The 13,118-nt window shown below is 44.8% G+C and carries 9 protein-coding genes; 6 read left to right on the forward strand and 3 right to left on the reverse strand.

Going from position 1 to position 13,118, the window contains the following annotated elements:
• Nucleotides 1–66: 66 nt before the first annotated feature.
• Both vmeY and vmeZ read left to right on the forward strand, forming a co-directional pair.
• Nucleotides 67–1,194 carry a multidrug efflux RND transporter periplasmic adaptor subunit VmeY gene (gene vmeY, locus IJ23_RS12165; RefSeq protein ID WP_033906378.1) on the forward strand — a complete coding sequence of 376 codons (1,128 nt, stop codon included), beginning with the start codon at nt 67–69 and terminating at the stop codon, nt 1,192–1,194.
• Nucleotides 1,195–1,202: 8 nt separating this feature from the next.
• Entirely contained in the window at nt 1,203–4,355 is a 3,153-nt protein-coding gene (gene vmeZ / locus IJ23_RS12170) for a multidrug efflux RND transporter permease subunit VmeZ (RefSeq protein ID WP_017635194.1), read from the forward strand.
• Nucleotides 4,356–4,444: 89 nt separating this feature from the next.
• Here vmeZ and IJ23_RS12175 read toward each other — a convergent pair whose 3' ends face one another.
• Together IJ23_RS12175 and arfB are read right to left on the reverse strand one after the other, a co-directional pair.
• On the reverse strand, nt 4,445–6,214 hold the full coding sequence (locus tag IJ23_RS12175) for a methyl-accepting chemotaxis protein (RefSeq protein ID WP_025767924.1): 1,770 nt from the start codon (nt 6,212–6,214) through the stop codon (nt 4,445–4,447).
• Nucleotides 6,215–6,314: 100 nt separating this feature from the next.
• Nucleotides 6,315–6,728, reverse strand: a complete 414-nt coding sequence (gene arfB / locus IJ23_RS12180; RefSeq protein WP_017635196.1) for an alternative ribosome rescue aminoacyl-tRNA hydrolase ArfB — start codon at nt 6,726–6,728, stop codon at nt 6,315–6,317.
• Between the two features lie 76 nt (nt 6,729–6,804).
• Between arfB and IJ23_RS12185 the strand changes: the two genes are divergently transcribed.
• Nucleotides 6,805–7,407: a beta-phosphoglucomutase family hydrolase gene (locus IJ23_RS12185; protein WP_017819896.1), complete on the forward strand. Its 603-nt coding sequence runs from the start codon at nt 6,805–6,807 to the stop codon at nt 7,405–7,407.
• An 88-nt stretch (nt 7,408–7,495) separates the two neighbouring features.
• Here IJ23_RS12185 and IJ23_RS12190 read toward each other — a convergent pair whose 3' ends face one another.
• On the reverse strand, nt 7,496–8,488 hold the full coding sequence (locus tag IJ23_RS12190; RefSeq protein WP_005373499.1) for an OmpA family protein: 993 nt from the start codon (nt 8,486–8,488) through the stop codon (nt 7,496–7,498).
• 459 nt (nt 8,489–8,947) lie between these two features.
• Here IJ23_RS12190 and aroG point away from each other — a divergent pair, with 459 nt between their 5' ends.
• The 3 genes from aroG (at nt 8,948) to IJ23_RS12210 (ending at nt 13,098) form a co-directional block, all read left to right on the forward strand.
• Nucleotides 8,948–10,000 (forward strand): 3-deoxy-7-phosphoheptulonate synthase AroG, encoded by a 1,053-nt coding sequence (gene aroG, locus IJ23_RS12200; protein ID WP_017635200.1) that lies wholly within the window; start codon nt 8,948–8,950, stop codon nt 9,998–10,000.
• Between the two features lie 153 nt (nt 10,001–10,153).
• Nucleotides 10,154–11,326, forward strand: a complete 1,173-nt coding sequence (locus IJ23_RS12205) for an MFS transporter (protein WP_033906379.1) — start codon at nt 10,154–10,156, stop codon at nt 11,324–11,326.
• 209 nt (nt 11,327–11,535) lie between these two features.
• On the forward strand, nt 11,536–13,098 hold the full coding sequence (locus IJ23_RS12210) for a methyl-accepting chemotaxis protein (RefSeq protein ID WP_017819900.1): 1,563 nt from the start codon (nt 11,536–11,538) through the stop codon (nt 13,096–13,098).
• The last annotated feature ends 20 nt before the right edge of the window (nt 13,099–13,118 follow it).

The raw sequence follows: 13,118 nt of genomic DNA on the forward strand, positions 1-13,118 counted from the left end.
AGTGGCAGCAAGGAGTAAGGTTGATAGGAATTCAACAATATCCTGTTCTATAAAGACGGTAAATACATGCAAAAGAAACCACTTGTCGCACTAATGGCGGCTACAGCAATCCTCGCTGGATGCGGGGAAGCTAATAATGCCCAAACGAAAGGTCAAGCGCCTCTCGTAGTGACTCAGGATGTCACGGTTATCGACTACCAACCGAGCAAGTCTTATATCGGTCGCATTGAAGCAGTAGAAGATACCAATATTACCGCGCAGATTTCTGGCTACTTAAAAGCTCGTCACTTTGAAGAGGGGCAAATGGTAGAAAAAGGGCAGCTCCTTTACTCTATCGAGCCATCTTCTTTTGAAGCCCAAGTCGCGAGTGCTAAAGCCGCACTTGCACAAGCTAAAGCGGCGCTAAAAAAAGCCGAATTAGATCATACTCGAGGTAAAAACTTGTTGCCTCGCGGTAGTATCTCTCAATCTGAGTTTGATGCTTTAACTGCGGCACTTCTTGGTGCGAGAGCAGAGCTAGAAGCGGCAAATGCTCAACTTAAACTTGCTGAAGTTAACCTTTCCTATACTCAAATCCGAGCACCTTTTAGCGGACGTATTAGTGATACCAAAGTGAGTACGGGTGATCTGGTTTCTCCGTCATCTGGCGTGCTGACAACTCTGGTGAGTTTAGATCCAGTTCATACCTCATTTAGTGTGAGTGAGCGTGAGCGTTTAGCTATGGGTATGGATCAAGTAAAAGGTGATGGCTCGGCTGAATCAAACCGCGTTGAAGTTCAGCTTGAACTGGAAAATGGACAGTTTTTTGAGCATCTCGGTAAGCTTGATTTCTTAGGTAATCGTATTGACACCAAAACGGGTACGATTGCTATGCGCGCGCTCGTTCCAAACCCAGATCAGAAGCTACTTCCTGGTCAGCACATCAAAGTGAACTTGAGAGATAAGAATACGAAGGACGTTATTGTTATTCCACGACGTGCCGTTCAAACTGACTTAGAAGGTGACTTTGTGATGGTGATGACTGAGGGAAATGTCGCAGAGCGTCGTAACGTCGAGCTTGGCCCTCAGGTTGAACAAGGCATTATCATTCGAGAAGGGCTCGATCAGGAAGATACGGTTATTACACAAGGCCTACAACGTGTGCGTAATGGTGTAGAAGTGCGCCTTCAAGCACCTGCTGAAGATAAGCAGTAGGGGGCACTATGTTAAGTCGTTTCTTTATTCAGAGACCTAAATTCGCGCTGGTTATTTCGATCATATTAACGCTAGCCGGCGCGATCTCACTGGCGATTTTGCCAGTGGCTGAGTACCCACAGATAAGCCCGCCATCAGTCAGCGTTTCGGCTTACTACACTGGCGCGAGTGCGGAAGTTGTCGAGCAGGCCATTGCTGACCCCATAGAGACCTCAGTCAACGGCGTTGAGGATATGATATACATGTCTTCAAAGAGCGCGAACGATGGCTCTTACAGCCTAAACGTCACGTTCGATGTCGGCACCGATCCAGATATGGCGCAAGTTAACGTGCAAAACCGCGTGTCACAGATTGAGTCAAAACTGCCTCAAGAAGTTCGCATGGTTGGTGTGACGGTGAAAAAGCGTTCACCTGACCTGCTGATGGTACTTAACTTCTATTCACCTGATGGCAAATACGATGATCAGTTCTTGATTAACTACATTAACTTGAATGTAAAAGATCAGTTGGCTCGTGCGAAAGGTATCAGTGAAGTTAACGTGATTGGTGGTGGCGAATACGCAATGCGTGTTTGGTTAGATCCTGAAAAAATGGCCAACCTTAAGCTAACCACGTCAGACGTATACGCCGCTTTGGCTGAACAGAACGTTCAAGTTGCGGCAGGGCGTGTAGGTGCAGCACCATACAACAACCCGCAAGAAGTTCAGTTTAACCTTGTGACCAAAGGTCGCTTGGAAAGCGTGAGTGAGTTTGAGAACGTAGTCCTTCGAGCTAATCCCAATGGCTCTACGGTTTATCTGAAAGATGTTGCTCGCGTTGAACTAGGCAAAAAGTTCTACGATGGTAACGGTAAGTTCCGTGGCCAGGACGCGTCAATCGTTGCGTTGTCTCTTCAATCGGATGCGAATGCGTTAGAAAGTGGTCAGGCCGTCATGGAGCTCCTTGAGGGCTTGAGCAAAAACTTCCCAGAGGGAATGGAATACGAGACCAGCTACGATACAACCGTGTTCGTATCTGAATCGATCAAAGGGGTAGTAAAAACACTGATTGAAGCGATTCTATTGGTGATTGCTGTAACTTACTTGTTCTTGGGTAGTGCGCGTGCAACGTTGATTCCTGTTGTCGCGATCCCCGTTTCTCTGATTGGTACGTTTGCCATCATGCAGGCAACGGGCTTCACCATTAATACGGTTACTTTGTTTGGCTTGATCCTTGCGATTGGTATCGTGGTGGATGATGCGATTCTGGTTATCGAAAACGTCGATACTACCATGGCGAAAGACCCAACTATTTCACCGCGTAAAGCGACGTTGCTAGCGATGAAAGAAGTAACGGGCCCAATCATCACGTCGACCTTGGTCCTACTTGCGGTATTCATACCTGTTGCCATGCTGCCAGGTATCACCGGTATCATGTATCGCCAGTTCGCTTTGACCATCTGTATTTCGGTTGTGATTTCATCCATCAATGCATTGACGCTGTCTCCAGCACTTTGTTCCCTGGTATTGAAGCAGGGTGGGGGCAATACCGCTAACTGGTTCCAGGCTTTCAACCGAGGCTTAGAGCGCATTACTACGCGTTATGGCCAGATCGCTGGTTTCTTGGTGAAGAAGTCTTTACTGCTCGTGACGTTCTTTATAGTTGCTATCGCAGCGGTCACTTTCTTTGCGAAAACCACCTCTACAGCGTTTGTTCCTCAAGAAGATAAAGGCATTTTGCTGGTTAACGTACAGCTACCAGATTCAGCCTCTTTATCACGTACTGAAGAAGTCACCAATGATTTAATGAAAATGATCGGTGAAGAACCTGGTGTGGATGGTGTGACGGTTGCGAACGGTTACTCGTTTATGACAGGCGCAGCAGCATCAAACGGTGCTTCTGTATTTATCAAATTGCATGACTGGGATACTCGTAACTCGCTGCAAGGAGAGCACTCTGCTAATGCTATCGCGGCACGTATTAACGGGCGAGCGGCGACAGAGTTACCTCAAGCGGTTGTTTTTGCGATGGGACCACCGGCGGTTCCAGGTATGGGCGCTGCGTCTGGTTTTGAGTTTGTGCTTGAAGACACGCTAGGGCGAAGTCGTACCGACTTGTCGATGGTCATGGGAGAAATGATCCAAGCGGCTAACCAAGCGCCTGAAATTGCCTACACGTTTAGCACGTTCCGCGCGAATGTTCCGCACTACTACGTTGATATCGATCGTGAGAAAGCGCAGCAATTAGGTATTTCGCTGTCGTCTATTTTCCAAACCTTGCAAGGCAACTTAGGTTCGCTTTATGTGAATGACTTCACCATGTTTGGTAAGAACTTCCGCGTAACCATGCAAGCTGATAGCCAGCACCGTAGCAGCATGGAAGATCTAGAGCGTTTCCATGTTCGTTCTTCGAACGGTGATATGGTCCCGTTAAGTACGCTAGTGAGCTACGAGCAAGTGTTTGAGCCTGATGTGGCGTGGCGTTACAACATGTACCGCAGTGCTATCATTCAAGGCCAACCAGCTCCGGGTTACTCTAGTGGTGATGCGATTGCAGCAATGGAACGCGTTGCTGCTGAAGTTCTTCCGCAAGGGTACACGTATGAATGGACAGGTATGGCTTATCAGGAAGTGCTCGCGGGTAACCAAGCCATTTATGCGTTTGCGCTGGCTTTGATCTTCATTTACTTGTTTATGGTGGCTCAGTATGAGAGTTGGAGTATTCCACTGGCTATTATTTTGGTGGTCCCAGTAGCAACGTTAGGTTCCTTCCTTGCGTTGAATCTAACTGGCACGCCGCTTAACTTGTATGCCCAAATTGGTCTTGTCTTGCTCATAGCCTTGGCGGCGAAAAACGCAATTTTGATTGTGGAGTTCGCCAAGCAAGAGCGAGAAGAAAAAGATGCTGATATCGATAGTGCAGCGGTTAAAGGAGGCACTTTACGTTTCCGCGCTGTGAATATGACATCTTGGTCATTTATTTTGGGTATCTTCCCGCTTATCTTTGCCGCTGGCGCGGGGCACGTGAGTCAAAACTCACTCGGCGTGTCGCTGATTGGTGGTCTATTGTGTGTGCTTCTAGCAGGTACATTCTTGATCCCAGGCTTCTACGCTCTGGTGCAAAGACAGCGTGAGAAAGTTCATGGTGGCAACACCAAGCTGGTTCCTCTTGATGATGAATAATCACATCCGAAGTGCGCAGTAAGCACGAAGTGACAATTGAAAAAAGCCCGAAGCAATGATTGCCTCGGGCTTTCTATTTTGAAAAAGGGTTATTTTAGCGCAGTTTTGAATTGTGCAACGGCTTCATCCATATCATGAGCTTGAGCAGAGACAGAGTTCACTTCATGCAAGCATTCCTGAGCGGATTGCATGTTATTCTCAGATATTGCGTTTAGCTCGGTGATTGAACCGCTAACTTGGTTCATAACGATACCTTGTTCTTCAATTGCTGAAGCTATGCGCTCCGAATTACCTTGAATTGAATGCATGTCAGTGATGATCTGCTGTAGGCTAGAATCCAGTTTTTCAGAAGCATTAAGTGTTTGTTGCCCTTGATCGTTACATTGATCAATATCAGCAACAACTGTAGACATTTGAGTTTGAATGTCTGCAACGACCCGCGTGATTTCCTCTGTGGATTGATGAGTTCGGCTAGCTAGGGCGCGTACTTCATCGGCGACAACTGCAAACCCGCGGCCTTGTTCGCCTGCTCGCGCGGCTTCAATTGCTGCGTTGAGAGCTAGTAGGTTGGTTTGCTCTGCAATTTCTTGGATGATGTTCACGGCACCACCAATTTTATCTACATGCTGATTCAGCGAGCCAATCGACTGCTGGCTGTTTGATAAAATCGTGGTTAGTTGACCGATGTTGGTTACCGTCGCCTCAACAACTCCTCGACCTTGTTCGGCATTATTCGCTGCCTGATGTACGCCTTCTACCGCAACTGATGTGCTTTCAGAGATTTCACCTATTGTGGCAACCATTTGCTGAACTGCCGTCGCCATTGATGCTGTGTGGTCAGTTTGCGTGTGGAATTGCTCCATAACGCCTTCTAACTCACGATGCATATTATCGGTACTTGCAGTGAGTTGCGCCGATTTTTCTTGGGTACTACTAATTAGATGCTCAAGCTTATCCAATAGGTCATTGAGGTGATGACTGATATCAAATAGCTCGTCTTGACCTTTCAAATCAGATCGAAGTCCCATGTTGTTCGTTTCGCTGATACTTCGAATGGTGCCAAGTAAGCTATTCACTCGCGTATTGATTGAACGTGAAATTTGCCAAATCAATGCGAAAATAACGACTAAGATCAGAGCTGTAATGACCTGCTTGATGGTCGACATTTGTTCATCACGTTGTGCGGCAGCAGAGCTAAGGGCTGTGGAAAAGGTTTCAAATTGCTCTTCTACGGCATGGGATAATGCGCGAGTTTCACCGAGTAGGCCTTTGTCATAAGCAACCCCAACAACTTGCTTTTGGGCCGCCAATTGCTTACCTGTTTTGATAAGCTCCGGAGCATATTGCCCCTCAAGCAAGTCACTATTGAATAGTCCTGCTTTTACCGCAGAGTCAAAACGGACTAATGCCAATAACTGCTGGTGGTCTGAACGTTGTTTAGCTTCTAATAGTGCTTGTTCGTAACCGGCGAGAAGCCCACTCTTTGAATCAAGCCCGTATCGTTGGTAAGCGCTGACCAGATTCTGAAAGCCCCTTTGGTATGCGAGCAAGTCTTGCTTAAATTGTTGACTGGAAGGTAATTCATTACTCTTGAGTATGTTCGCAAGCTCTTTTTCTGTGTCTATAAACTTGTCAACATTGGCGTCAAACTTATTTAGATATTTGTCATTACTACGCAGTAGGAAATCTTTTTCATTTCTGCGTAAGTTGAGTAAGCGTATTTCTAGATCACCAACGAGTTTGATGGCGTGATTAAGATCATTGCTCTTATTTTCAAAATGGGATGACGTACCCAAAAGGGCCACGATGCCTAAAATGGCGATAACTCCGAGGAAGTAGAGTTTTTGCCTAATAGTCATATTGTTGTTTCCTGAATAAGTAACTAAAAAGAGAAATCCAATGAGATTTCCAAGGGCTAGCAAACGTTGTTCAACTAACATGTCGAGAAAACGACATGCACTAATACAGCACTTTTTTACGTTGCTGTTTTTTCGCTCCGTGCTTGTTTTTTGTATCAAGTCGTCGGCGTTGAGAAGCGCGGGTTGGTTTCGTTTTAATACGCTTCTTCTCCTGTAAAGCGGCAGCTTTTATCAATGCTTGAAGCCGATTTAGGGCGTCTTCCTTATTTTGTTCTTGTGTCCGAAATTGTTGCGCTTTGATGATGATCACGCCATCTTTACTTATACGACTATCAGAAAGTGCAAGTAATCGCTCTTTGTAAAAGTCAGGTAAGCTTGAATGCCGGATATCAAAGCGCAGGTGTATAGCGGACGCTACCTTGTTAACGTTCTGGCCACCATTTCCTTGAGCTCTAATTGGGGATAATTGAATTTCCCACTCTTGAATTGTGACGGAGTTCGAAATTTTGAGCATGATAAGTAAATGCCGGTAAGGACGATTGAAAGAGCTGATAAATTAACATTACAGATGCACAAATAGAAGAAAAGACATGAGCACGATTGATTTTAGACCCTATGAGGGATTCATATTTGATATGGATGGTACTCTAATCGATACCATGCCAGCCCACTTGGCAGCTTGGCAAGCAACTGCTGAGCGTTTTGATTTTCCGTTTTGTCAGGAGTGGTTTCACAGTTTAGGAGGGATGCCGAGCTTTAAAATTGTTGAGGAACTAAATCGTGTGCATGAGCTTTCATTAGATCCTAAAACTGTCGCGACATTTAAAATGGAAACATTCGCTGCTATGGAGCTTCATGGTGACGTTATTCCTTGCACGAACATCGTGTTAGAGGAATATTTAGGCCATAAGAAAATTGCAGTCGGGACTGGCAGCCAACGAGAAAGTGCCATGCGCTTATTAAGCCATGCAGGTTTATTAGACAAGTTGGATGTTGTAGTAACCGCGAGTGATGTAGAGAACCATAAACCCTTTCCAGATACTTTTTTGGTGGCCGCGGAACAACTCGACTTGGAGGCGTCACAGTGTCTTGTGTTTGAGGATACTGAGCTGGGGAAGCGAGCGGCGCATGCAGCTGGTATGGATTGTGTTATGGTGCAAGATAATGAGTTGATCTTTTTCCCCAAACCATAGTGGCAATATCCCTTAATATGAGATCAAAATGGGGTGCAAATGCACCCCATTAATTTTTACCACATCATCGATCATGAATCATAGATGCTTATTCTGGTTGAACTAGCTCTTGGTATTCAAATGAAGGTACCACAACTTCTACGCGACGGTTTTTCTCACGACCTTCGCGAGTGCTGTTGTCAGCAACTGGGTTTTCTTCACCCATACCTTTAACTGTCAAACGATCTGAACCAATGCCAGCTGCGGTTAGGTAATCAGCAACAGATTGAGCACGACGCTCAGACAGTTTTTGGTTGTATGCCGCAGGGCCTGAGCTATCCGTGTAACCAGTAATCTCTACTTGAGCTTGAGGATATTCGTTCAAGAATGAAACAAAGTTGTCCAGACGTTCAGAAACGGACTCTGTTAACTTAGCACTATCGAATTCAAACGTACCTGTACCGTACTCTTCTTTGTGCACCTTGCTCATCATCACTGGTTCTGGATCTGGCTCGATCACTTCTTCCGTTACAACTGCTGCAACAACTGGAGCTGCTGCGAATTTGTAGTTAACACCGATACCAAAGAAGTTAGCATCCATGTCGTCCCACACGTCGTCAGACATATCTTGGTAACGTTGGTATTCAGCGCGAACACTCCAGTTTCTATCGATCGAGTATTCAGCACCCAAAGAACCTGTTGGGACAAAGTCTGTTTCGTCATCAGACATCATGTAAGCACCACCGATCTTAGCAAACAGATTCCAAGAGTCGTTTAAGTGCCAGTTGAATTTAGGTGCAAGTGTTAAAGCCGTTAGATTGCCGTCAATCGTATTAATCGTATTAGCCCCTGACCTAGAGTTTCCTTCATAGTCGCCTAAGAAGTCTACGCCGTACTCTAGCCCGATGATATCGGTAAAGTCATAACCGATATGTAGTCCTGCACCGAACGCTTCATCATCACAAGGGCTATTTAGATAGCAAGCGTCGTCAAGTGTAGTCATGCCCACTTTGCCCCCGATGTACATTTCAGCTTGAGCAGAGTTTAAAAGCGCGCTACTACCAGCTACCACTGCTGCTACTGCAATTGCTACTTTGTTCATAATGTTTCCTTGTATTGATTGCATATTAACTTCTACTTCGTTTTATCAAAAAATTAGAAAAAACCAGCGTTTATAAGAAATTAGTTTAATATTCTAATCATTTCATATCAAGCAACAATATATTTGAACTTGATCAACATTTACTACCCAAAAATACCTCACAAACTTCTGATATTTCTTACATTGTAGTAAAGATTTTTTGGTGCATAAGAAAATTGATGATTATTTTGAACTTTTTTTCGTAAACTTTACTTTACATTGTGCGCGGTGGTTAACAGGTGGTTTTTATTTGCATTTATTTGCAAAAACTGATTGCAAGTCTACGCCTAAGCCGATAAGTTACTTAAACGCTAGACAGAAAATGACCACAGCCCTTGATGCTGCTCGCTTTGTGAACAATGTTGCAATGAGTTCAGTTGGTAAAAATGGGGTCGGAAATAAAACCAGGAAGTAGAAGTAATGTTTCAAACTGATGATGTAAGAATAAATAGAGTAAAAGAGTTATTGCCACCTGTTGCAGTATTAGAGAAGTTCCCAGCGACTGAAACCGCTTCTTCGACCACTTTTGATTGCCGTAACGCCATTCACAATATTCTTGAAGGAAAAGACGATCGATTACTCGTGATCGTTGGCCCGTGTTCTATTCACGATCCGGCTGCCGCGGTTGAGTACGGTAAAAAGCTAAAAGTACTACGTGATGAACTGGGCGAGCAGCTTGAGGTTGTTATGCGAGTTTATTTTGAAAAGCCGCGTACGACCGTTGGTTGGAAAGGCCTTATCAATGACCCTTACTTAAATGACACCTATAAGCTAAATGATGGTCTACGTATCGGACGTAAACTTCTTCTTGATCTAACCGATATGGGCTTGCCAACGGCAAGTGAATTCTTAGATATGATCACACCTCAGTACGTGGCGGATTTGATCAGTTGGGGCGCTATCGGTGCTCGTACGACAGAATCTCAGGTTCACCGCGAGCTAGCTTCTGGTCTTTCTTGTCCTGTAGGTTTCAAAAACGGTACAGACGGGAATATTAAAATAGCGAGCGACGCGATTCGTTCTGCAAGCGCTTCCCATCACTTCCTTTCAGTAACAAAATACGGTCATTCCGCGATCGTAGAAACCGCTGGTAATCCAGACTGCCATATTATTCTACGTGGCGGTAAAGAACCAAACTACAGTGCAGCACATGTAGCTCAAATTAAAGATGAGCTGGACACCGCAGGTCTGCCGAAAAAAGTGATGATTGATTTTAGCCATGCTAACAGCTCGAAGCAGTTCAAGCGTCAAATGCTGGTGTCTGATGATGTATCCGAGCAAATCTCTGCTGGCGAAGAAGCCATTTTTGGTGTGATGATCGAGTCTCATTTAGTTGAAGGTCGCCAAGACTTAGTGGATGGCAAAGCAGCCACTTATGGTCAGTCGATCACTGATGCATGTATTGGTTGGGAAGACACGGAAACGGTACTTCGTCAGCTTTCTGATGCAGTAAAAGCGCGCCGCAACAAGTAAGCTCAACAGAAAAACTTTTTTAAAAGCGAATAGTGAAGAGCCAGAGGTACTATGCCTCTGGCTCTTTTTGTTGAGAATTACTCTCATATCTTTCTATTGTTTCTGCTTTCCTATATGTTATCTGTATACGTCGTAACCAAAAGGAATTTGGAATTGAATCGTAATGTATGGCTTCTATCCCTCTGCCAAGCCTTATTAATGACAGGGAATATTTTACTCATATCTGTTATTGCCCTTATTGGCAAAACACTTGCGCCGTCATCAAGTTTTATCACATTACCAGTTGCACTGCAGTTTTTGGGACTGATGGCCGCGACAATTCCTGCGTCGCTAATTATGGGCAAGTTAGGGCGTCGCCTTGGTTTTAGCCTTGGTAATGTCATTGGCATTTTGGGTGCTAGTCTAGCGACGTATGCATTAAGTCAACAAAACTTCTATCTGTTCTGCATGTCTACGTTTTTGCTTGGTGTTGGTATAGGTTTCGGTACTCTATACAGGTTTGCTGCCATTGAAGTGTGTGAAGAGTCGGCAAGGCATAGGGCGATTTCGATATCTATGGCGGGTGGGGTGTTAGCGGCGATCCTTGGGCCTAATCTGGCCGTGTACTCGCAGCAGTGGTCAGATGATGGCTTATACATTAGTGCATTTGCTGTGCTTGTCGTGCTTTATATAACCGCGTTGGTTGTGCTACAAACCATTCGTTTTCCACCTGCACACACGCAGGCGCTACACGCTAAGGCGGATAAGCTGAGACTGATTATTCGTCGACCTAATTTCATGCTGGCAGTTATCGCGGCAATGGTTGCGTACGCGGTGATGAACATTTTAATGACAGCAACTCCTTTAGCGATGATTGGTTGTGGCTTTGATTTTGATAAAGCGGCGGGAGTGATCGAATGGCACGTGTTGGGTATGTTTGCACCTGCGTTTGTCACGGGCCGTCTGATAGAGCGGTTTGGCGCTAAGAATATGATTTTGGCGGGTGGATTGCTATTTGTTGCTTGTATTGGAATTAATATACATGGAGTGTCTATCTGGCATTTTAGTCTTGCTTTAATCCTGTTAGGAATAGGGTGGAACTTTATGTTTATCGCAGCAACCGGGCTGTTTAGTCAAAGCTATGAAGCGAAAAACAGAAGCAAGGCTCAAGCGTTTAATGAATTCTTCGTGTTCAGTTGTGTCACCATCACCGCATTACTATCTGGTTGGCTTGAGTCTACCGTAGGTTGGCAGAATCTTAATTTGTATGTTCTTCCATTTGTGTTACTCGTTATCGCGATGTTTGCGTTAAAAACGAATAAAAAGCCAGAATCACAAATCGCTTAGTTAAGGCTTAATATATAACCCGGCCGATCGTGTCGGGTTTGTTTATTAGCTCAAATCAACAATCTCTTCTTTATGTTTTTATCGATAATGTGAATTCCCACAATAAAAATGTCGATTTGATAAGACTTTTTATCTAACTTTTTGTAATAAAAATAAAAATCCTGTATATATCTTGCCGAAAATCAATAAAAACTAAAGAAGTTTCGTCTATGTCAGCCAATATTTCTCATAAAGCTCAAGAAACTCTCGTGAGGGAGTCTGAGGAACTCGTCTCAACAACGAACTTACAAGGTGTTATTACATATTGTAATGAAGCCTTTTGCCGCGTTGCTGAATACACTCACGAAGAACTTGTCGGTCAGAACCACAATATAGTTCGTCATAATGATATGCCTAAAGCCGCTTTCGGTGACATGTGGGCACGCCTTAAACAAGGTAAAGCCTGGCGTGGAATGGTTAAGAATGCCACTAAGTCTGGCGGTTACTATTGGGTTGATGCTTATGTCACCCCTATCTACGAAGACAACCATGTTGTTGGGTATCAATCAGTGCGCGTGAAACCAAAGCGAGAGTGGGTTGATATTGCGACAAAAGCCTACAAAAGCATGCGTGCTGCAGAGAAGTCTGGCCGAACTTGGTCGTTGAAAATCAATGAAACCATTCGCTATGCGATTCTACTTGGTGCACTAACCGCACCTGCAACCGCATATGCGTTGTCTGTTGAAGGGCCGTTGGCTTGGCTTGCAAGTGCGTTACCTGCAAGTGTTCTGGCTCTGTTATTCCGCCAAGAGTTAATTGATACACCTCAGCAACTTAAAAAGTTACAAAAGCAATATGACAGCGTAAGTCGCTTGATCTATTCCGGTAACACGGCATTTTCGATTGCCGATTTCCATATCAAAATGCTATCCGCAAGAATTCGAACCGTGTTAGGAAGAATGACTGACTCCGCATTGCCTTTGCAGCATTGCGCCGAAGAGCTTAGTCAAACAACGGCAGAAGTCTCGGCTGCATTAAATCAGCAAAATACCGATATTCATCGTGTGCGAGATGCTACCCAAGAGGTGGAGTCGTCGGCAAATTCGGTTTCTTCGAGTACCAATGATGCCCATATGTTGATTGATGATACATTGAAGTCATGCTTGATGGCGAAGGAGACCATCGATCAAACGCACACCAATCTAGCGAAGTTAAGCCTTCAAGCTGAAAAAGCGACGGAAACGACGTATCAACTGAGTGATCAGGCACAGAAGGTGAACCATTTGATGGAAGAGATTGGTGGGATCGCAGAGCAAACCAATTTACTGGCACTCAACGCGGCGATTGAAGCAGCAAGGGCAGGGGAGCAAGGTCGTGGTTTTGCTGTTGTAGCTGATGAGGTCCGCGCGCTTTCTGGGCGTACATCCAATGCAACTGAACAAATCCAAGCCTCTATCTCCACTATGTTGGCAACGATTCAAAGTTGGCAGAAAGATATTCTGGCAAACAAAGAGCAAACCGATGCCTGTTCTCAAGTAGCAGAACAAAGTGCGTTGCGTTTGTCTGAAGTTGAACAGATGATGCAAACCATGAGTGGGCTGATGGTTGATGTAGCAGAAGCGGCGAATAACCAGTTAAAGCTATCTAGTGATGTAAACCAGCACATTCATTCTATCGCTTCGACCGCAGAACAAAACTTGGCAGCAACACATTCAGTTGAACAAAACAGCCGACAGTTGAAAGACCAAGTACAAGATTTCTATCAGCTCGCACTTCGATTTGAAGACAAATAGTCCTAACGAAAGTTGTGATG

The sequence above is a fragment of the Vibrio sp. OY15 genome (assembly GCF_000742455.1).
Taxonomy (GTDB): domain Bacteria; phylum Pseudomonadota; class Gammaproteobacteria; order Enterobacterales; family Vibrionaceae; genus Vibrio; species Vibrio alginolyticus.